The sequence below is a fragment of the Thioclava dalianensis genome, from assembly GCF_000715505.1.
Classification (GTDB): domain Bacteria; phylum Pseudomonadota; class Alphaproteobacteria; order Rhodobacterales; family Rhodobacteraceae; genus Thioclava; species Thioclava dalianensis.
The window spans coordinates 14,098-33,540 of the sequence record NZ_JHEH01000002.1 but is presented as its reverse complement, the minus strand read 5'-3'; the positions used below and the strand labels follow the sequence as shown (position 1 = coordinate 33,540).

The 19,443-nt window shown below is 63.3% G+C and carries 25 protein-coding genes; 13 read left to right on the top strand and 12 right to left on the bottom strand.

Annotated features, from left to right (window positions below; genetic code table 11):
• Position 1: 1 nt before the first annotated feature.
• The 3 genes from DL1_RS01835 to DL1_RS01825 all read right to left on the bottom strand — a co-directional run bounded on the left by DL1_RS01835 (position 2) and on the right by DL1_RS01825 (position 2,895).
• The gene (locus tag DL1_RS01835; RefSeq protein WP_143081593.1) at positions 2-433 is read right to left on the bottom strand and encodes a hypothetical protein; all 432 of its coding nucleotides are present in this window, start codon (positions 431-433) and stop codon (positions 2-4) included.
• A gap of 422 nt (positions 434-855) precedes the next feature.
• Positions 856-2,016 carry a calcium-binding protein gene (locus tag DL1_RS01830; protein ID WP_038061672.1) on the bottom strand — a complete coding sequence of 387 codons (1,161 nt, stop codon included), beginning with the start codon at positions 2,014-2,016 and terminating at the stop codon, positions 856-858.
• 132 nt (positions 2,017-2,148) lie between these two features.
• Positions 2,149-2,895 carry an N-formylglutamate amidohydrolase gene (locus tag DL1_RS01825; protein WP_038061669.1) on the bottom strand — a complete coding sequence of 249 codons (747 nt, stop codon included), beginning with the start codon at positions 2,893-2,895 and terminating at the stop codon, positions 2,149-2,151.
• 137 nt (positions 2,896-3,032) lie between these two features.
• On the opposite strand from DL1_RS01825, the gene pyk reads away from it, so the two are divergent.
• From pyk to rplT, 4 genes are all read left to right on the top strand, one after another.
• Entirely contained in the window at positions 3,033-4,478 is a 1,446-nt protein-coding gene (gene pyk, locus DL1_RS01820; RefSeq protein WP_038061666.1) for a pyruvate kinase, read from the top strand.
• A gap of 35 nt (positions 4,479-4,513) precedes the next feature.
• Positions 4,514-4,753: a hypothetical protein gene (locus tag DL1_RS01815; protein ID WP_245739541.1), complete on the top strand. Its 240-nt coding sequence runs from the start codon at positions 4,514-4,516 to the stop codon at positions 4,751-4,753.
• Between the two features lie 146 nt (positions 4,754-4,899).
• The gene (rpmI, locus tag DL1_RS01810) at positions 4,900-5,100 is read left to right on the top strand and encodes a 50S ribosomal protein L35 (protein WP_038061664.1); all 201 of its coding nucleotides are present in this window, start codon (positions 4,900-4,902) and stop codon (positions 5,098-5,100) included.
• Between the two features lie 15 nt (positions 5,101-5,115).
• Positions 5,116-5,490, top strand: coding sequence for a 50S ribosomal protein L20 (gene rplT / locus DL1_RS01805; RefSeq protein ID WP_038061662.1), 375 nt, complete (start codon positions 5,116-5,118; stop codon positions 5,488-5,490).
• Between the two features lie 193 nt (positions 5,491-5,683).
• Here the strand turns inward: rplT and DL1_RS01800 are convergent, their stop codons facing one another.
• From DL1_RS01800 to DL1_RS01790, 3 genes are all read right to left on the bottom strand, one after another.
• Complete coding sequence (locus tag DL1_RS01800) at positions 5,684-6,748, bottom strand: 5-(carboxyamino)imidazole ribonucleotide synthase (protein WP_038061660.1); 1,065 nt, start codon at positions 6,746-6,748, stop codon at positions 5,684-5,686.
• The gene (purE, locus tag DL1_RS01795) at positions 6,741-7,226 is read right to left on the bottom strand and encodes a 5-(carboxyamino)imidazole ribonucleotide mutase (RefSeq protein WP_038061657.1); all 486 of its coding nucleotides are present in this window, start codon (positions 7,224-7,226) and stop codon (positions 6,741-6,743) included. The genes DL1_RS01800 and purE overlap by 8 nt, the downstream gene beginning before the upstream one ends.
• Positions 7,227-7,310: 84 nt before the next feature.
• The gene (locus tag DL1_RS01790) at positions 7,311-7,529 is read right to left on the bottom strand and encodes a YdcH family protein (RefSeq protein ID WP_038061654.1); all 219 of its coding nucleotides are present in this window, start codon (positions 7,527-7,529) and stop codon (positions 7,311-7,313) included.
• 223 nt (positions 7,530-7,752) lie between these two features.
• Here DL1_RS01790 and DL1_RS01785 point away from each other — a divergent pair, with 223 nt between their 5' ends.
• On the top strand, positions 7,753-8,166 hold the full coding sequence (locus DL1_RS01785; RefSeq protein WP_038061651.1) for an Hsp20 family protein: 414 nt from the start codon (positions 7,753-7,755) through the stop codon (positions 8,164-8,166).
• Positions 8,167-8,182: 16 nt separating this feature from the next.
• Positions 8,183-8,410 (top strand): DUF1150 family protein, encoded by a 228-nt coding sequence (locus DL1_RS01780; protein WP_038061647.1) that lies wholly within the window; start codon positions 8,183-8,185, stop codon positions 8,408-8,410.
• Positions 8,411-8,434: 24 nt separating this feature from the next.
• On the opposite strand, the gene DL1_RS01775 is transcribed toward DL1_RS01780, so the two are convergent.
• The 6 genes from DL1_RS01775 to DL1_RS01750 all read right to left on the bottom strand — a co-directional run bounded on the left by DL1_RS01775 (position 8,435) and on the right by DL1_RS01750 (position 13,161).
• On the bottom strand, positions 8,435-8,872 hold the full coding sequence (locus DL1_RS01775; RefSeq protein WP_038061644.1) for a paraquat-inducible protein A: 438 nt from the start codon (positions 8,870-8,872) through the stop codon (positions 8,435-8,437).
• Between the two features lie 24 nt (positions 8,873-8,896).
• Positions 8,897-9,658 carry an FH2 domain-containing protein gene (locus DL1_RS01770; protein ID WP_245739540.1) on the bottom strand — a complete coding sequence of 254 codons (762 nt, stop codon included), beginning with the start codon at positions 9,656-9,658 and terminating at the stop codon, positions 8,897-8,899.
• 108 nt (positions 9,659-9,766) lie between these two features.
• Positions 9,767-10,513: an ABC transporter ATP-binding protein gene (locus tag DL1_RS01765; RefSeq protein ID WP_038061642.1), complete on the bottom strand. Its 747-nt coding sequence runs from the start codon at positions 10,511-10,513 to the stop codon at positions 9,767-9,769.
• Entirely contained in the window at positions 10,510-11,295 is a 786-nt protein-coding gene (locus tag DL1_RS01760; RefSeq protein WP_038061641.1) for an MlaE family ABC transporter permease, read from the bottom strand. The genes DL1_RS01765 and DL1_RS01760 overlap by 4 nt, the downstream gene beginning before the upstream one ends.
• The gene (gene alr, locus DL1_RS01755) at positions 11,292-12,341 is read right to left on the bottom strand and encodes an alanine racemase (protein ID WP_038061640.1); all 1,050 of its coding nucleotides are present in this window, start codon (positions 12,339-12,341) and stop codon (positions 11,292-11,294) included. The genes DL1_RS01760 and alr overlap by 4 nt, the downstream gene beginning before the upstream one ends.
• 58 nt (positions 12,342-12,399) lie before the next feature.
• Positions 12,400-13,161: an RNA methyltransferase gene (locus tag DL1_RS01750; protein ID WP_051693240.1), complete on the bottom strand. Its 762-nt coding sequence runs from the start codon at positions 13,159-13,161 to the stop codon at positions 12,400-12,402.
• Positions 13,162-13,260: 99 nt separating this feature from the next.
• Between DL1_RS01750 and DL1_RS01745 the strand changes: the two genes are divergently transcribed.
• The 7 genes from DL1_RS01745 to pheT all read left to right on the top strand — a co-directional run bounded on the left by DL1_RS01745 (position 13,261) and on the right by pheT (position 19,430).
• On the top strand, positions 13,261-13,878 hold the full coding sequence (locus tag DL1_RS01745; RefSeq protein WP_038061639.1) for a thiamine phosphate synthase: 618 nt from the start codon (positions 13,261-13,263) through the stop codon (positions 13,876-13,878).
• Between the two features lie 3 nt (positions 13,879-13,881).
• Positions 13,882-14,556, top strand: coding sequence for a nucleoside/nucleotide kinase family protein (locus DL1_RS01740; protein WP_245739539.1), 675 nt, complete (start codon positions 13,882-13,884; stop codon positions 14,554-14,556).
• A gap of 343 nt (positions 14,557-14,899) precedes the next feature.
• Complete coding sequence (pheS, locus tag DL1_RS01735; protein WP_038061638.1) at positions 14,900-15,970, top strand: phenylalanine--tRNA ligase subunit alpha; 1,071 nt, start codon at positions 14,900-14,902, stop codon at positions 15,968-15,970.
• On the top strand, positions 15,967-16,320 hold the full coding sequence (locus DL1_RS01730) for a DUF2513 domain-containing protein (protein ID WP_038061637.1): 354 nt from the start codon (positions 15,967-15,969) through the stop codon (positions 16,318-16,320). The genes pheS and DL1_RS01730 overlap by 4 nt, the downstream gene beginning before the upstream one ends.
• 6 nt (positions 16,321-16,326) lie before the next feature.
• Positions 16,327-16,719 carry an ASCH domain-containing protein gene (locus DL1_RS01725; protein WP_038061634.1) on the top strand — a complete coding sequence of 131 codons (393 nt, stop codon included), beginning with the start codon at positions 16,327-16,329 and terminating at the stop codon, positions 16,717-16,719.
• The gene (locus DL1_RS01720) at positions 16,719-17,006 is read left to right on the top strand and encodes a YrhK family protein (protein WP_038061631.1); all 288 of its coding nucleotides are present in this window, start codon (positions 16,719-16,721) and stop codon (positions 17,004-17,006) included. Before DL1_RS01725 ends, DL1_RS01720 begins: the two co-directional genes overlap by 1 nt.
• A 15-nt stretch (positions 17,007-17,021) precedes the next feature.
• On the top strand, positions 17,022-19,430 hold the full coding sequence (pheT, locus tag DL1_RS01715) for a phenylalanine--tRNA ligase subunit beta (protein WP_038061628.1): 2,409 nt from the start codon (positions 17,022-17,024) through the stop codon (positions 19,428-19,430).
• Positions 19,431-19,443: the final 13 nt, after the last annotated feature.

Below are 19,443 nucleotides of genomic sequence, written 5' to 3'. Positions count from 1 at the left end.
GCTACGCGGTGTGGGGGTGAAAACTCACGATCTCGGGCGAGAGCTGACCTGCCTCGACATTCTCGATCAGCAGGCTGGGCTCGCCCTCGATCAGCGCAATCGCATGCGGCCCGCCGCGCGCGGGAATGAACCGGATATCGGCCCGCTCAGGGGGCGGCCCATCCAGCTCTAGCGCGATCGTATCGCCAAGCGAAAAGCCGGTGATCCGGGGTAGCGACAGCTCCTCATCGGGCGCGTCTTGCGCATCCGTGAGCGTCGCTGCGACCCGGGCCATGATCTCGGCATCGGGCGTGGTCTCTGAGCGCGCATGCGTCTGAGCCTCGGCGGTGGTCGGGCTGTAGACTTCATCCAGAGGTAGGACCGCGGGGTCGTCACCGAGCGTCGCGGTGCCCCGCCCACGCACCGGCATCCACGCCTGCATCACATGCCCCATGCGCGCGCTCCAAGACGTCTTCGCGCGGCTCTGCGAGGCCGCAACGCCGCCGCTTTGGGTGCGAGGAGTCCATTCGGCCCAAGCGAGAAGGCCGAGGGCAATTGTGACTCCGAGAAATAGCGCGATCATCGATGGAAGCTCCGTGGTTGGCGCCAATCTGCCGCCACGGGGCCGGGGCTTCAACCCTGCCATTGGGGTCATTTCAAGGCATTGTTGCCAGCTTCCTGAACAGTGGGTGAGCTTGGGAAAGATTGCCCCGCGCTCTGGCATCAGTTGGTTTTTTTGTGGGAGGGTGGCGGAAGCGGCGCGGGTGTCGACTGTCGACAAAAAATTGGCGCAGCGCCTGCCGTGCGGCAGCTTTATCGCCGGTCATGAAACAGCCGCGCAGTGCGCGGCTGTTTCATGATGTATATGAGCAGCAATCAAGCCACGCGGGGCGTGTGATACCAACCTAAAAAATCGTCTCGCAACAAAACAGAATCAGGATGTATGTCATCCAGTTTCACGTTTTGCAGCACCGCCACAGGCTCCTTGTCGAGAAACGCTGTTACGTCTGATCCGGTCTGCGAGATAAAGAAATCTTGCGAAGCGCTATAGCGCTCCACCGTGATCAGCAGGGTTTCGTTATCATCAAGAGTAGTCGGATCATCGTTCGCCGGAGCTGTTGTGTCGAAATCGGTGATCGTTACCGGGTCATAGCCAGAGACATAGAGCGCCCCAAAATGATCGGTTCCCTCACCGCCCGTGAGAGTGTCGCCATCATCCCCCGTCAGCTCATCGTTGCCCGCATTCCCGTCCAGGATATCGGGTTCTCCTCTATTGAAGCCGGCAGCAAAGAGCGTGTCATTGCCGTAGCCCCCATCCAGCGAATCCCGTCCTGTTACTTCCATCAAGAAGTCATCTCCGGAATTCCCGCGCAGTGTATCATCACCATAGCCACCGGTAATCGCGTCATCGCCGGGCCCAGCATCAATCCAATCGTCGCCCGCGCCGCCATTGGCGCCAAAGAAGTCTGAAGCCTCGAATGTGTCGATCATAGCTTGCGTCGAATACGACCTTCCCGCCGCAGTCGCCAACTGACTTCTTGCGCTTTCGTCAATGTCGTCGCCGCCTTTGAGCCAGATATGGTCGTCGCCGCCATTGCCATGGATCGTATCGCTGCCATCAGTCCCTACGAGATTGTTCGGCCCATTTGAGCCGTTCAGACGCGTGCCCTGATCTGTAGCACCTGCGGTGGTATCTTGCCCCGACGTATCGCTATTGCCGCCAGCGGTGGTATCCTGACCGATCTTATCGCCGGTGCCGGCAGCGGTTGGATCCTCATCCGAGCTGTCATCCGTACCGCTCGAAGGGGTCTCTTGACCCGAGCTGTCGCCGGGGGCACCGGCATTCATGTCTTGATCGCTTTCGTCGCCGGAACCGGTATCGCTGGGGTCGTCCAAAAGGTCGCCACCAGTGTCACTGGTATTATCCGAATCCATCTCGGTCTCGTCGGAGGCGCGATCATCGTCGTCGTCTGAATTGTCGTTAAGACCAATGACGAGAGCGAGCGGCAAGAATGCCATGAACAATAGGCCGAGCATGAATAATCTCCGTTGAAAGGTTAACGGAGATATCCCGTCGCATCACGGTCCTGTCAATAAGTTTGATCCTTCAGGGAGAAAAGTTTACCGGGCGGGAAACAAAGCACCGGCCCAACTGGCGATTGTTTCGCGCTAGAGACTGCTCTCCGTGAGCACCTGCTGCAGGATTGGCGCGAGTCGCGCCGCCCAATGGGCCTGCTGCTCAGGGGTCTCGATCAGATCATTGCGCAGTTCGATCAACACGTTGGGCCGACCGGCCTGCAGCGCGTGCCGGTCGATCGAGTCGCCTGTCAGATGGCCGGTATAGGGCTCGTTATCGCCCACGCACAGATCGGGCTCGGCGCGCAGCCGGGCGATCAGCGGCAGCGCTAGGCGGCGGTCGCCCGGGGCATGCAACACCCCCACCTGCCACGGGCGCGGCGCGCGTCCGCGTAGCTGAGGCGTGAAAGAATGCACCGCGCAGATCACCGTATCGGCGCGCCGGGCGGCAAGCTGTTCATAGGCCGTGTGGTAGGGGCGGTAGAGCCGCTCAAGACGCTGTGAGATCTGATCAGGCGTCGCGGCCCGATTGGCCGGGATGATCGTGCCATCGTATAGCTGCATCACCAGCGTCGGGTCATCCTCGCCCCGATTTGGATCAATCACCAGCCGCGAGAAATCCGAGGCGATCATCGGCCCGTCCAGATGGGCCGCCAGCGCCTCAGACAGCCCCAGCGCGCCCACGTCATAAGCGATGTGGCGTCCCATATCCGCAGGCGCGATCCCCAAATTGCCCTCCGCCACCCAATCGGGCACGGTGTTTCGGGCATGATCGCAAGTCACAAGCCAACGTGATCCGCGCGTCTCGCCGGTGATGGTATAAGAGGAAGTCAGAGTCATTATTTCTTCACGCTGGGTCGATATCGCCTAGATAGACCGAAACATCGCGGGAGGGCCAGTTGCAGCCCGGGAAATTTTGCGCCATACCGGGAGCTGGCCCACGAAATGACACCAATTTGATCAGGAGACGAGGACGCATGAGACGCCTTCGCAATGTTAAGATCGTGGCCACGTTGGGCCCATCCTCCTCGGATTACGAGAGCATCAAGGCGCTTTTTGTCGCCGGTGCCGACGTGTTCCGCCTCAATATGAGCCATGGCAGCCATGACGAGCATCGCGAGCGCCACGCGATCATCCGCCGGATCGAGGCCGAATTCGAGCGCCCGATCGCGATCCTTGCCGATTTGCAGGGTCCCAAGCTGCGCGTCGGCACCTTTGCCGATGGTCCGGTCGATCTTGAGGTGGGCGATGCCTTCCGGTTTGATCTTGACCCTACGCCGGGCGACGCCAAACGCGCCTGCCTGCCCCATCCCGAGATTTTCGCCGCGCTCGAGTCGGGCTCGGAACTGCTGGTCAATGACGGCAAGATCCGGCTCACGGTCGATGAGTGCGGCAAGGATTTCGCCAATTGCACCGTGACGGTCGGGGGGGCGATCTCGGACCGCAAGGGCGTGAACGTGCCCGACGTGGTTCTGCCGCTCGCCGCTTTGTCCGAAAAAGACCGCAAGGATCTTGAGTTTGCCTGCGAGATGGGTGTCGACTGGCTCGCGCTCAGCTTCGTGCAGCGCGCCGAGGATGTGCTCGATGCGCGCAACCTCGCCAAGGGCCGCGCCGCGGTGCTCTCCAAGATCGAGAAACCCTCTGCCGTGCGCAGCTTCGATGAGATCCTCGCGGTCAGCGATGGCATCATGGTCGCCCGTGGCGATCTGGGCGTCGAACTGCCGGTTCAGGCCGTGCCGCCGATCCAGAAACAGCTCATCCGCAAATGCCGCGCCGCCGCCAAGCCGGTGATCGTGGCCACGCAGATGCTGGAATCGATGATCGAAAGCCCGATGCCCACCCGCGCCGAGGTCTCCGACGTCGCAGCCGCGATCTACGAGGGCACCGATGCGGTGATGCTCTCGGCGGAATCGGCGGCGGGCCAGTTCCCGGTCGAGGCGGTGGAGACAATGGATAAGGTCGCAATCTCGGTCGAAAGCGACCCGACCTATCGCGAAGTGATTGAGGCCTCGCGCTACGCCAAACGCGAAACCGTCGCGGACGGGATCGTGGCTGCGGCCCGCGAAATCGCCGAGACCACGGATATCTCCGCGATCTGCGCCTATACTCAATCCGGCAAGACGGTGGTGCTGACCGCGCGGGAACGTCCGCGCGTGCCGATCATCGCCTTGTCTCAGCTCGAGTCGACGCTGCGCCGCATCACCCTGACATGGGGTGTGCATGCGGTGCGTTGCGGCGAGCTGACGCGTTTCAAGGAATGCGTGGTCAACGCGGCCCGCGCCGCGCGCGATTACGGCTTTGCCGATGAGACCCAGCAGATCGTTGTGACCGCCGGTGTGCCCTTCAACACGCAAGGCACGACCAACATTCTGCGCGTCGCACCCTGCGATGAGCGATTGATCTACAGCACCGACCCTGAGTAAGCTCTCGAACGGGCGTATAACTTGGGAACTCTGCCGTGGATCTGTCCTGGCTCGATACCGATCTGATCCTGACGATCGGGCTGGGGATCGCGATTTTCGCGATCCCCGCGCTTGTCTCGGCTTTCTCCGACAGCCGCCCGCCACGCGCAGCAACCGTCTCTTTGGTGATCTCCGGCGCGCTGATTTTGCTCGCCGTCTACGCCAAGCCCGGTGGCTATACGATGGATCAGGTGCCCAATGCGGTCGCCCGGACCATCGCAAGCGTGCTCGACTGAGCCCAGCAGCTCCCGCACGCAGCTGAATTCGCAAGTTTCATCTTGCCAAACCGCCCCCGCCCGTCTATCAGGCCCGCTCTAACCCCGCGCGTCCGGCCAAAGTGGCATGCCGAGTCGCGTATCCACACCCTGAAAAGGAGCTGTAAATGCCCAAGATGAAGACGAAATCCGCAGCCAAGAAGCGGTTCAAGTTCACCGCCTCCGGCAAGATCAAAGTCGGTCACGCAGGTAAGCGCCACGGCATGATCAAACGCTCCACGAAATTCATCCGCGACACCGCCGGCACCATGGTGCTGTGCGAAGCGGATACGAAGATCGTGAAGAAATACATGCCCTACAACCGCTGATCGGAGTTCTGAACCATGTCTCGCGTTAAATCCGGTAAAGTCACCCACGCCGCGCACAAGAAGGTGCTGAAAAAGGCGAAAGGCTATTACTCCGCGCGCTCGCGCAACTTCCGCACCGCCACCCAGGCGGTCGACAAGGCCAACCAATACGCCACCCGCGATCGTAAGGCCCGCAAGCGCAACTTCCGCGCCCTGTGGATCCAGCGGATCAACGCTGCGGTGCGCATCGTCGATGCGGATCTGAGCTACTCGAAATTCATCCACGGCCTGGCACTTGCCGGCGTCGAGGTGGACCGCAAAGTTCTGGCCGATCTGGCCGTGCATGAGCCCGAAGCTTTTGCCGCCATCGTTGAGCAGGCGAAAGCCGCCTCGGCCAAAGTCGCTGCCTGATAGGTCTCGACTGACAGAGTTTGCGAAAGGCCGCCCCTCGGGGCGGCCTTTTTCATATCCCGGAACGCTGGAGCGCGCTTTCTCGTCCCCTTCATCTTGGCCCAAATACCTCGGGGGACGCGCGCTTGCGCGCGAGGGGCAGGGCCCCCGCTGCACTCTGCACCAAGACGAGCAAGGGCCGCACCGCACGAGGTTACAAGATGCGGTTTACATGCCCCATCTTGCGACCCGGCTTCACCTCGGTCTTGCCGTAAAGGTGGATCTGGGTGCGGGGCTGGCGGGTCAGCGCAGGCAGCCGCTCCATATCCGCGCCGATCAGGTTTTCCATCTCGACATCGGATTGGCGCGCGCCATCGCCCAAGGGCCAGCCCACGATCGCGCGGATATGCTGTTCGAACTGGTCAATCGCGCATCCCCCTTGCGTCCAATGGCCGGAATTGTGCACGCGCGGGGCGATTTCATTGACGATCAGCGCAGTCGGGGTGACGAACAGCTCGACCCCCATGACGCCGACATAATCCAGCTTGTTGAGGATCTGAGCGGCGATCAGCACCGCATCGGTGCGCTGCGCATCGCTGATCTGCGCGGGCACGGTCGTGGTGCGCAAGATGCCTTCGCGATGCACATTCTCGCCGGGATCGAAGCAAGCGACCGAGCCGTCGAGCCCGCGCGCGCCGATCACCGAAATCTCTTTGGTAAAGTTCACGAAACCCTCAAGGATCGCGGGCGCACCGGCCATGGCGGCCAGCCCTTCGGTTGCGTCCTCGGGTGTGCGCAGCACGGCCTGTCCCTTGCCGTCATAGCCGAACCGGCGGGTCTTGAGGATGGCGGGCGTGCCGACCTCGGCCAGCGCCTCGGCCAGATCCTCTGCATCATCCACCGCCGCATAGGGGGCGGTTTGCAGGCCCAGATCGGTCAGGAAAGCCTTCTCGACCAGCCGGTCTTGGCTGACTGCGAGCGCGCGGCGATCCGGGCGGATCGGGCGCAGCGTTTCCAGCAGATCGAGCGCCGAGGTCGGGATGTTCTCGAACTCATAGGTGATCACATCGACCGTCTCGGCAAAGGCGCGCAGGGCCTCGGCATCCTCATAGCTCGCCGTGGTCACCCGATGGGCCACATCGCCTGCGGGCGGGTTGGCGCCGGGCTCGAAGATATGGGTGCGAAAGCCCAGCCGCGATGCCGCGACCGACAGCATCCGGCCAAGCTGACCCCCGCCCAGAATGCCGATCACGGTGCCTTGGGGCAGGGGCTCAGTCATCTTGCGGCTCCTGTGGGATCGAGGCGGAGAGGTCGGTGCGCCACGCATCTAGCCGTTGCGCCAGAGCCGGATCGTTCAACGCGAGAATGCCCGCCGCCATCAGCCCGGCATTGGCAGCCCCGGCCGATCCGATCGCCATGGTCGCGACCGGGAAGCCCTTGGGCATCTGCACGATCGAATAGAGGCTGTCGACGCCCGAAAGCGCCCGGGTCTGGACCGGCACGCCGATCACCGGAACACGGGTCTTCGAGGCCATCATGCCGGGCAGATGTGCCGCCCCGCCTGCGCCTGCGATGATCACATGCAGACCACGGCTGACCGCGCTCTTGCCATATTCCCACAGCCGGTCGGGTGTGCGATGCGCCGAGACGATCCGCGTTTCATAGGCAACGCCCAGATCGTCGAGCAGGATTGCCGCCTCTTTCATCGTGGACCAGTCCGACTGGCTGCCCATGATGATTCCCACTTTCACGCCCATAAGGCCCCCTCTCGCCGTTTGAAGCGCGCACTATAGAAATCTGTGCCGTGGCGGCAAGCCCTGCGCGCAGGCGGATCTTCTGTCTTAGGCGATGATATCGGGGGTGAGCTGGTCTTCGATCCGCGCGATCTCATCCTTGAGCGCGAGTTTGCGCTTTTTCAGCCGGACAAGGCGAAGCTGGTCGGAATGGACCGTTTGGGTGAGGGCAATGATTGCCTCGTCGAGGTCGCGATGTTCGCGCTTGAGGACGCCAAGCTTCACGCGCAGCACCTCCTCGTGATCCATCTCGATATGAGCGTTCATAGGTCTGTTTTCCGTATGTGGGGGCTGACCGGCCCGACTCATAGGCCACGCCATCTTGGGTTTAATATAGCAAAATCCGAACGCTGCGGGGGAAAAATCCTCCGGGCGTTTTGCCGCGCCCCCTCTTGCGGGGCCGTGATTGTACGCCCATATTTCTTACCAGAGGGTTGCTGAGATATCGGGGCCCGTAAATTGCAACGTCGCTTGGACAAGGGCTTGCCTGATGACGAAATTGAGTTTTGGCGCGCATCCTTACCTGCTGGGGTTCGACCAGTTGGAGCGCCTCGTAGAGCGGACAGCGAAATCTGGCTCTGACGCCTATCCGCCCTATAATATCGAACAGCGCGGGGAAGACGCCTTCCGCATCACGCTCGCTGTGGCGGGGTTTGGCGATAAAGACCTCTCGATCACGCTAGAAGACCGCGCTTTGGTGATCCGCGGACGGCAATCGGAAGAGGCGGGACAGCGGCTTTATCTCCATCGTGGGATTGCCGCGCGCGCCTTCCAGCGCAGTTTCGTGCTGGCCGATGGTGTCGATGTTGCGGGCGCCGCGATGGAAAACGGGCTGCTGCATATCGACCTGATCCGGGCCCAGCCCGACACGGTGGTACAGACCATCCCAATCAAGAGACCCTGAGGCAGGAGGTACGAAAATGGATACGAAATTCGACTTTGACGGCGAAACGGAAGATCGCATCGTCTATATCCGCGAAGTTTCGGTGGCCGATTTGCCGCAAGAAGTGCAGGACGAATTGGGCGAGGTCGATCATCTCTACGCCGCCCATGACATGAACGGAGAGCGTCTGGCCCTGTTCAAGGACCGCAAGCTCGCCTTCTCGGTGGCGCGGGAATATGACTACGCGCCCGTCTCGGTGCACTGACACCGATCGCGGCGGACTATATGCTTAGAGACGCGCGCTGCGGCGCGCGTCCAGCGCTGAGAGCGCATAGGTCGCTGCCACGCAAAAGGTGAACAGGTAGAGACCCCATCCGGTCTCGATCCGCCCCATCCCCATCCCCTTGGCCACCACGATATAGATCGCGATCAGGAAGATATCCGCCATCGCGAGCTTGCCAAGCACGCGCAATGCGGGGCGCAGCGCCTCCGAGGCCAGCCCGAACTGCACCAGCGCCAGCCCGATCACCTTGAGATAGGGGGCAAAGAGCGCCAGAAACGTGACCAGCACGGCCAGAAACACATCGGTCTGCCACAGGCTTTGCAGCCCCGAGAGCACCGATATCGTGTCGAGCGAGAAAAACGGCAGCAGGCCCGCACGCAGCAAAGGCGCGGACCAAGCGATCGGAAACAGGATCAACAGCGTCAGATTGGCAAATTTCAGCATCGCAACCTGCGCAACGGGGCGGCCTTACTTCTTGGGCATCGGCACCACATTGGGCTGTGTGCCATCTTCCAACTCGTAGCCGAGCGCGGGCAGAATGTCACGCAGATCGCGCTCGAGCAGCTTTAGCTCGGCGCTCACTTTGCGCTCTTCCACCTCGACATCCGTGATCCACTCGCGCAGCTCGTCACAGGTCCTGCGGGCCAGCGCAATCTGCTCTGCCAGTCGGTCGGTCTCTTGCTGGCGCTGCTTGAGAAAAGTCCGGGCGCGGCTCACCTTCTGGTCGGAATAGATCCGTGACAGATCGCGGCTTTGCAGGCTCATCTGCGCGGCCAGCTCCAGCAATTCGGGCTCCAGATCGCCCAGCTCGGGATGGCGGCGCAGATACTCCATCCGCTCGCGCATCGCGTCGAACTCGCCCGAGAGCGCAAAGCTCGCAGAGCGGTCGCTGTCATGGGCGGCGCGGTAGGCCTGCGCCACATCCGTCATCGAGATCTTGAAATTGCGATGGCTGCCTTCAAGCCGCGAGACCCGGCTGGCACTTGGCAGATAGAGCAGCAAGATCAGCGCCAGCGCCGCAACTCCGCCCTGAAGCCAGATCCCGAAATTCGGGACCGGCAGATCGCCCAACCTTGCGTCGATCTCGAGCCAAGGTGCCAGCCCCAGCAGCGCCGCCCCAATCCAGCACAGCGCCGCCAGAGCGCAGAGCAACACCAGTGCGTTCAACGCCTGTCCGGTCAGTGCATAGATCCGCGATACGGCCGCGGTGCCGCCCAAATCGTTCGCCATTGGCCATCCCCCAGATGCCTCAACCCATGATCAAGTGTCGGCGAAAATCCGCTCAAAATCAACTCTTGTTTAGAGATCAAGGGCTTCGCGCCGGGATCTTGGGTGGGCTTAGCGCAGAGTGCCGATCGGCCCGTCGGCCCGGCCATGGATGAATTGCTGGATATACGGGTCCGGCGTCGTGTCCAGATCCGCGATTGGCCCCTCCCAGCGGATCTTGCCCGCATGGATCATCGCGACCCGGTCCGCGATGGCGCGCACCGAGCTCATATCATGGGTGATGGTGATCGCGGTGGCGCCCATCTCCGAGACGATCTCGCGGATCAGCGCGTTGATCACCCCGGCCATGATCGGATCGAGCCCGGTCGTCGGCTCGTCAAAGAAGATGATCTCCGGATCGGCGGCGATGGCGCGGGCAAGCCCGACCCGCTTTTGCATGCCGCCCGACAGCTCGGCGGGAAAGAGATCGGCCACATCCGCATCCAGCCCGACCCGGCGCAGCTTGTCCAAGGCGATGGCGCGCGCCTCAGCCTTGGGGCGCGCCAAACTTCCGCGCAGCAGTCGAAACGCGACATTGTGCCAAACCGGCAGGCTGTCAAACAGGGCCGCCCCCTGAAACAGCATACCGAACCGTGCGAGGAACGCATCGCGCGCGCCGTTGCGAATGTCCTGCCCGTCCAGGCGGATCGTGCCGCCATCGGGCTGGACCAAGCCAAGGATGCATTTGAGCAGCACCGATTTGCCCGTGCCCGACCCCCCGATGATGACGGTCGACTGGCCCGAAGGCACGACCAGATCGACGCCGCGCAGCACCTGCTTGGCGCCGAAAGATTTGCTGAGGCCGGAGATTTCGATCATGCCGAGAAGAACGCCTCCGTCAGCAGATAATTCGCAGCGAGGATCGCGACCGAGGCCGCGACCACCGCCGATTTCGTCGCATGACCCACGCCCTGCGCGCCGCGCCCCGATTGCATGCCGTGATAGCAGCCCATCAGTGCCACGATGAAGCCAAAGGCCGCGCCTTTCACCAGCCCCGAGCCCACATCCCAGAATTGCAGGAAGTCCCACGTGTTCTTGAGATAGGTGGTCGAGTTGAAGCCCAGCCGCGTTGTGCCCACGGCCCAGCCGCCCATGATCCCGATGATATCGCCCACGCCCACCAGCAAAGGCACGCAAAGCGTGGCGGCCAAGACCCGCGGCACGGTGAGATATTTCATCGCATTGGTCGAAAGCGTGGTGAGCGCGTCGATCTGCTCGGTCACTTTCATCGTCCCGATCTCGGCGGCGATCGAGGAGGCCACGCGGGCTGCCACCATCAAGCCGCCCAGCACCGGGCCCAGCTCGCGCACCATGCCGATTGCGGTGATCGAGGGGACGACCTGCTCGGCCGAGAACCGTGCGCCGCCCGCATAGATTTGCAGAGCGAGTGCGGCACCCGTGAACAGCGCGGTCAGTCCCACGACGGGCAATGAGAGCCAGCCGATATTGAGACAGGCGCGCCAGAACTCATTGAAATAGAACGGGGGGCGGACAAGATGCGACAGCGTCTCGCCCGCAAAGAGCGTCACCCGCCCGGTCGCGCCCAACGCGCCGAGCGTGGCGCGTCCGAGGGCTGCGAGCGGGGCGGTCCATCTGCTCATCCGAGGCTCTCGCGATAGTGGCGGGCATAGCGCGGCCCAAGCCCGGTCAGGATCTCATAGCCGATGGTGCCTGCCAGATCGGCCAGCGCATCCACGCCTTGATGGGGACCGATCAGATCCAGCGTCTCGGGGACCTCTGCGAGATCGGTGACATCCACCGTCAGCAGATCCATCGACACTCGTCCGCGCAGCGGGCAGGGGGTCTCGCCCGCGTAGAGATGGGGGAGGTTCGAGAGCACGCGGTGAATCCCATCGGCATAGCCCGCCGAGATCGTCGCGATCTTGGTGACCCGCTCGGCATGCCATGTATTGCCGTAGCCCACCGGCTCGCCGGGCTGCACGATCCGCGTCTGGATCACCGGCAGCGACAGGGTCGCGACATGCCGGGCCTCGGTAAAGGGGCGCCCGCCATAAAGCCCGATGCCGGGCCGTGTCATGTCGAAATGATAGCCCGGCCCAAGCAATGTGCCGCCGGTTGCCGCCAGCGAGCGCGGCACATCTAGGCCCTGCGTCATCCGGGTGAACTCGGCCAGTTGACGGGCGTTCATCTCATGCGCAGGCTCATCGGCGCAGGCAAGGTGGCTCATGATCAGCGCGGGCGATTTGGCCAGCAGCGCAGGCGCTGCCTTTGCCCAGTCATCGGCCTCAAGCCCGAGCCGGTTCATCCCGCTATCGAGCTGCACGCCAAAGGGCGCATCGGGCAGAGCCGCCATCTGGCGCGCGATCTGCTCGGCAGAGTTGAGCATCGGGATCAGCCCGGCCTCTCCGATCAACCGCGCATCGCCCGACATATGCCCGCCCAGCACGAAGATCCGCGCCTCGGGGCCAAGGGCTGCGCGCAGATCCGCGCCTTCCTCGGCCTGCGCCACGAAGAACTCCCGCGCGCCGGCTTGAGAAAGCGCCTGCGCCACGCGGGCCGCCCCCAGCCCATAGCCGTTTGCCTTGACCACCGCCGCCGTACGGGTGCTGGTGCCAGAGCACCGGTCGAGGGCGCGCCAATTCGCGACCAGCGCCTCAAGATCAATGCTCAAAACTGCTTGTGTCATGGTCTCTTTCTTCTGTACACGCGCCGCCCCGGTCAAGCCCAAAGCGCGGCGGTCCCGATCATCCGCGCGGGCGCATCAATTGCTTGAGCGCGCCATGCAGCATCTGCACCTCTGAGCGCGTCATCGCAAACCGCGTCCACATGTTGCGCAGGTTGCGCTTCATCATCGGGGCCTTCTCAGGCGGGTGGAAGAACCCGGCCTCCTCAAGCCGCCCCTCGAAATGATCGCCCCATTTCTCGACATCCACCGCCGTCGCGGGTTCATGCCCGGCCAGACCGGGATCGAGCGGCACCGACTCGAGCGTATGGCGCGAGTATTCATAGGCCGATAGCAGCACCGCCTGCGCGAGGTTGAGCGAGAAGAAATCGGGATTGACCGGCACGGTGATGATCGCGTTGGCCCGGGTGATGTCGTCATTTTCCAGCCCGGTCCGCTCGGGGCCAAAGAGGATGCCCACCTTTTCGCCCGCCACGATCCGACGGCGCGCCTCGGTCATCGCAGCCTCGGGCGTGTAGATCGGTTTGGGCAGCTCGCGCCCGCGCGCGGTGGTGGCAAAGACGAAGTCGCAATCGGCCACAGCGGCGGGTACATCCGCGAACACGCCCGCGAAATCCAGCACCGGCCCGGCCGCCCCCGAAGCCATCGCCACCGCCTTGGGATTGGGCCAGCCATCGCGCGGGTCCACGATCCGCATCCGGCGCAGCCCGAAATTGAGCATCGCGCGCGCCGCCGCCCCGATATTCTCGCCCATTTGCGGACGCACGAGGATGAAGGCGGGTTGGGCCGGATCGGGCAGGCTGGGGGCGGGTTTGGCAGGCATGGGAACTCCTTTGGCGCCTCCAATAGGCGCGCGCGTGGCCTCTGGCAAGGGCGCTGCGGTTGCGTTAAGACGCGGATCAAGCCGTAAAAGGAGCCGTACATGGCCGAGGATCGCCCGCAGATTTACCTGATCACACCGCCCGCCTTCGAGGTGGAGACATTTGCCCCCAAACTGGGCGCCGTGCTTGATGCCCATGAGATCGCCTGCATCCGGCTGTCGATCGCGCTCAAGGACGAGTTGGAGATCGGGCGCGTTGCCGATGCGCTGCGCGCGCAGGCCCATGCCCGCGACGTGGCGCTGGTACTCGAGACCCATGTGCAACTGGTCGAACGCCATGGCCTTGACGGGGTGCATTTTACCGATGGCCCGAAACAGATCCGTTATGGCCGCAAGACGCTTGGTGACGAAGCGATCGTGGGCAGCTATTGTGGGAATTCGCGCCATGACGGCATGAGCGCGGGCGAGGCGGGGGCAGATTATGTCTGTTTCGGTCCGATCGGGGCGACCAGCCTTGGCACCTCCGAGCCGGCCGAGCATGAGATGTTCGCTTGGTGGTCCGAAGTGATCGAGGTGCCTGTCGTGGCCGAGGGCGCGCTGACCGAAGAGCTGGTGGCGAAATTCGCCCCGGTGACGGACTGGTTCGCTCTGGGCGAAGAGATCTGGCGTGAAGATGACCCGGCAGCCGCGCTGGGGCGTTATATTGCAGCAATGGGGTAAGCGATGACGGGTTGGCTGGGAGATGGCGACGGGCCGATGGGCGATCACGGGGCCTTCATGGACTCCGAATTGCAAGTGCCACGCGCCGATCTGGCGGCCCATATTCGCCAGCTAGAGGGGCCGCGCAATCTGATCGCGCTGGTCGGCGCGCCCGGATCGGGCAAGTCGTATCTCGCCCGCCAATTGGCGCAGGCGCTGGGCGATGAGGCCGCCATCGTGCCGATGGATGGCTTTCATCAGGACAATGCATGGCTCGACGCCCGAGGCCTGCGCGCCGTGAAAGGTGCCCCCCAGACCTTCGATGTCGCGGCGCTCCATGCCTGCCTTGAGCGCCTCCGCGACGCGCGCGAGCCCTGCACGGTGCCGATCTTTGATCGTGACATCGATGCAGTGGTCCCCGATGGCGACACGGTACCCGCGCGTGCGCGCTACATTTTGATCGAGGGCAATTACCTGCTTTTGACTCAACCGGGCTGGCGCGATCTCTACCCGCTATTCGACCTCTCGGTGCGCATCGAGGTGCCCGAGGCCGAGCTGCGCGCACGGCTGATCCGGCGCTGGCAGCAACAGGGTTTCGCCCCCGATATCATCTCCAAGAAAGTCGAGCAGAACGACCTGCCCAATGGCCGGGTGATGCTGCGCGAGGGCCGCGCCGCCGATCTGGTGGTTCGCGACTAGGCCCTGCGGGGCGATTTCAGGTCTGCACCCGCGATCTTTTGAAGCGCGTTCCGCGTTGCAATTGCGCTTGTCGAAACCGGGCAGGGGGCGCTGCCCCCTCTTCGGCTGCGCCGAATTCACCCTCGAGGTATTTGGGTCAAGATGAAGAAAAACGCCCGGGTCCGGGCCCTGCTGCGGGCAGCTGACCGGGCGCTTCCTCTTGAGCGAAATATCCCAAGGGGAGGCTGTGCGGCACGCGCAGCCGGGGGCAGAGCCCCTTTGCCGCGTTGCCGGGGCCTGCGCGAGGTTGCATTGGCGTCCACCTGCGGCTAACCCATATGCGACGATTTTTCCGGGGAAAGACATGCAAGAGCTTCGCGACAAATATCTCACCGCCGTTGCCGAGACATCTGACGAGGGCGCGCTCGAGGAGATCCGCCTCGCGGCCCTGGGCAAGAAGGGCGAGATCAGCCTGAAGATGCGCGAATTGGGGAAGATGAGCCCCGAGGAGCGCCAGAGCACGGGCAAGGCGCTCAACCTGCTCAAGGATGAGATCGACGCCGCCCTGCGCGCCAAGAAAGCCGCACTCGCCGATGCCGCACTCGATGCGCGCCTGCGCGAGGAATGGCTCGACGTGACGCTGCCGGGCCGTCCGCGCCGCGCGGGCACGATCCACCCGGTCTCTCAGGTGATGGATGAGGTCACAGCGATCTTTGCGGATATGGGCTTTGCCGTGGCCGAGGGTCCGCAGATCGAGGATGACTGGCACAATTTCGACGCGCTCAACATCGCGCCCGAGCATCCCGCGCGCCAAGAGCATGACACGTTCTTCATGCATCGCGCCGAGGATGACCCGCGCCCGCCGCATGTGCTGCGCACCCATACCTCGCCGGTGCAGATCCGTGCGATGCTCGATCAGGGCGCGCCGATCCGCGTGATCGCGCCGGGGCGGGTGTACCGGATGGATATGGACCAGACCCATACGCCGATGTTCCACCAGATCGAGGGCATGGCGATTGGCCGCGATATCTCGATGGCCAATCTGAAATGGGTGCTCGAGGAGTTCTTCTCGGCCTATTTCGGGATCAAGGTGAAGACACGGTTCCGCGCCTCGCATTTCCCCTTCACCGAGCCTTCGGCCGAGGTCGATATCCAATGTTCATGGGTCGACGGTCAGCTGCGCATCGGCGAAGGCGATGGCTGGATGGAGGTGCTGGGCTCGGGCATGATGCATCCCAAGGTGCTGCAATCGGGCGGGATCGACCCGAGCGAATGGCAGGGCTTTGCCTTTGGCATGGGGATCGACCGGATCGCAATGCTGAAATATGGCATTCCCGATCTGCGGGCGTTCTTCGAGTCTGACCTGCGCTGGCTGAAGCATTACGGGTTCAACCCGCTGGAGCTGCCGACGGTGTTTGGCGGGTTGAATAGGTGAAGAGGGACGACGAATATCTTCGTGAGCTTCTTGTCGAGTTTGAAGCACGCGATGATTGGCTGATTGTGGTCGCGGAGCATCTAAACATGTCTGCTGATGAACGTCGCAGGCATTATCACGTGCTGCTGTTGTGCGACGCAGAATTGCTGGCACCAGTTGCCAAATCGACCTATCGTATTACGAGTGCGGGGCACGACTTTTTGGAAGCGACGCGTGACGCAGGAATTTGGGCGAAGACCAAGGAAGTCGTTGCAAGAGAGGGCGGAAGTGCGACGCTCGATATTCTGAAAGAACTCGCTACCGGTCTATTGCGAAAGCAGATCGAGGAGCGGACTGGACTGAAGCTTTAACCCCCCATGCCCACCCCCATCACCTTCACCTTCGGCGACAACCGCGCGCTCTGCGACCAGCTCCTCGCCCTGATCCGCGCGGGCAAGAAGACCGCGACCTGCGGCGCGCTCGCTTACTTCACCGAAGGGGGAGAGGACATGCCGGTTGTGGGGCGGCAGGACATTGCGCTCGATTGGGATGGCAACCCGGCGCTCAAGATCGAGACCATCGAGGTCACGATCCGGCGCTTTTGCGATGTGGACGAGGATTTCGCGCTGGCCGAGGGCGAGGATGACACGCTGGAAGGCTGGCGGCGCGCGCATCAGGCCTATTTCACGCGTAACGGAGGGTTTACCCCGGAGATGGAACTGGTTTGCGAACGGTTTCGCTTGGTAGAAGACCTAAAAGGAGCCAAGTGATGACGAACCAAACCCGCCTCTTCGACACCCCCAAACATGAGCAGACCCCCGAGCAGCGCCGCTTTGTCGCCCTCACGGAGGTTGCCTATACCACTGTCGATTTCGGCGCGGCGTTTTGTTTCGTGCTGGGCTCGATCTTCTTTTTTTACGACAGCCTGATGATTCCCGGCACGTGGCTTTTCCTCATAGGCTCGATCCTTTTCGCAGCAAAACCCTCGATCCGGCTCTGGCGGGAGTTGAAACTTCTGCGCATGGGCGATTACAAGGACGTCGCGCAGCGCAAGTAACCCCGAGGGAAGCCCATGAAATTCACCCTGTCCTGGCTCAAGGAGCATCTCGAGACCGACGCCAAGATCGAGGACATCGCCGATGCGTTGACCGATCTGGGGCTTGAGGTCGAGGAGGTCGTCAATCCGGCCGAGCGTCTGGCGGGCTTTACTCTGGCCAAGGTGACGGCGGCGTCTCAGCATCCCGATGCAGATCGGCTGCGCGTGTGCACCGTGGCCACCGATGAGGGCGAGCGCCAAATCGTCTGCGGTGCGCCCAATGCGCGCGAAGGCATCACGGTGGTGCTGTGCAAGCCGGGCGATTACGTGCCGGGGCTGGATATCACGCTTTCTGTCGGCAAGATCCGGGGCGTCGAGAGCCACGGGATGATGGCCTCGGAGCGCGAGCTGGAGCTGTCGGACGAGCATAACGGCATCATCGAGCTGCCCTCGGGCGAGGTCGGTCAGTTGTTCACCGACTGGCTGGCGCAGAACCGTCCCGAAGCGGTCGATCCGATCATCGATATCTCGATCACCCCCAACCGCCCCGATGCGCTGGGCGTGCGTGGGATTGCGCGCGATCTGGCGGCGCGGGGCTTGGGGACGCTCAAGCCGCTGGCCGAGACCGTGGTGCCCGGTACGTTCGATTCGCCGGTGGCTGTGCGCATCGCGGATGCGCTGAAGCAAAAGGGCGCGCCGCTTTTCGCCGGTCGCGTCATTCGCGGCGTCAAGAACGGGCCCAGCCCGGCATGGATGCAAAAGCGTCTGCGCGCCATCGGTCTGCGCCCGATCTCGGCGCTGGTCGATATCACCAACTATTTCACCTATGACCTGAACCGCCCGCTGCATGTGTTCGACATGGCGAAGGTGACGGGCGATCTGGTGATCAAGCCCGCCGAGGGCGGCGAGCGTTTCGCCGCGCTCGACGAGAAAAGCTACAGCTTGCGCGCGGGCGATATGGTGATCTGCGATGATGCAGGCGTCGAGAGCCTTGCCGGGATCATGGGCGGGCAGAGCTCGGGCGTCGATGAGGACACGGTCGATCTGTTCCTCGAAAGCGCCTATTGGGATCCGATCACGATTGCCGCAACGGGCCGCGCGCTCAAGATCAACTCCGATGCGCGCTACCGGTTTGAGCGGGGCGTGGACCCGGCCTTCACGCGGCCCGGGCTGGAGCTGGCGACGCAGATGGTGCTGGATCTGTGCGGCGGTGAGCCCTCGCATGTGGTGCAAGATGGCGCCGTGCCCGATACGCAGCGCGCCTATCGGCTGGACACGGCGCGGGTGGTCTCGCTCGTGGGGATGGAGATTCCCGAGGCCACACAGCGCGAAACGCTCACCGCTTTGGGCTTTGCGCTCGATGGCGATATGGCGAGCCCGCCAAGCTGGCGTCCCGATGTGCGCGGTGAGGCCGATCTGGTCGAGGAAGTGGCCCGCATCGCCTCGCTCACCCGGCTGCAAGCGACGCCGATGGCGCGCGAGACCACCGGCGTGCCCGAGCCGATCCTCACGCCGCTTCAGACCCGCACCGGCATGGCGCGGCGCACGATCGCGACGCTGGGCTACAATGAATGCGTGACCTATTCCTTCATCGATGGGGCGGCGGCGGCACTCTTTGGGGGCGGTTCCGATGCCACGCGGCTGGAAAACCCGATCTCGTCCGAGATGACGCATATGCGCCCCGATCTGCTGCCGGGCCTCTTGCAGGCAGCGGCGCGCAATCAGGCACGCGGGTTTGCCGATCTGGCGCTGTTCGAGGTGGGCCCCGCATTTCAGGGCGGTGAGCCCGGAGAGCAGGTGATCCAGGCCTCGGGGCTGTTGGTGGGGCAGGCGGGTCCGCGCGATCCGTGGGGCTCGCGTCGCCCGGTCGATCTCTACGACGCTAAGGCCGATCTCGAAGCCGTGCTGGGCGCCATCGGTGCGCCCGCGCGCGCCCAGATCAATCGCAAACTCGATGGCTGGTGGCATCCCGGGCGCGCCGGCACGCTGGCGCTTGGTCCCAACGTGATGGCGAGCTTCGGTGAGATCCACCCCAAGATCCTGCGCGAGATGGATGTGAAAGGGCCTGCCGTGGCCTTCACGATCTGGCTGGAGAACGTGCCCTTCCCGAAGAAGAAAGGCGCGGCCCGCCCGGCTCTGGGCAGCTCTGATCTGCAAGCCGTCGAGCGCGATTTCGCCTTTGTCGTGGATGCGCAGGTTGAGGCGATCACGGCGGTGAATGCCGCACTCGGGGCGGATAAGAAGCTCATCGAGAGCGTGCAGGTCTTTGACCAGTTCACCGGCCCCAAAGCCGAGGCGCAGATGGGTGCGGGCAAGAAATCCATCGCGCTGTCGGTGCGCCTGCAGCCGCGCGATGCCACGCTCACCGAGGCCGAGATCGAGACCGTCAGCGGCAAGATCGTGGATAAGGTCAGCAAGGCCACGGGCGGCAGCCTGCGCAGCTAAGCGCCGCACGCCT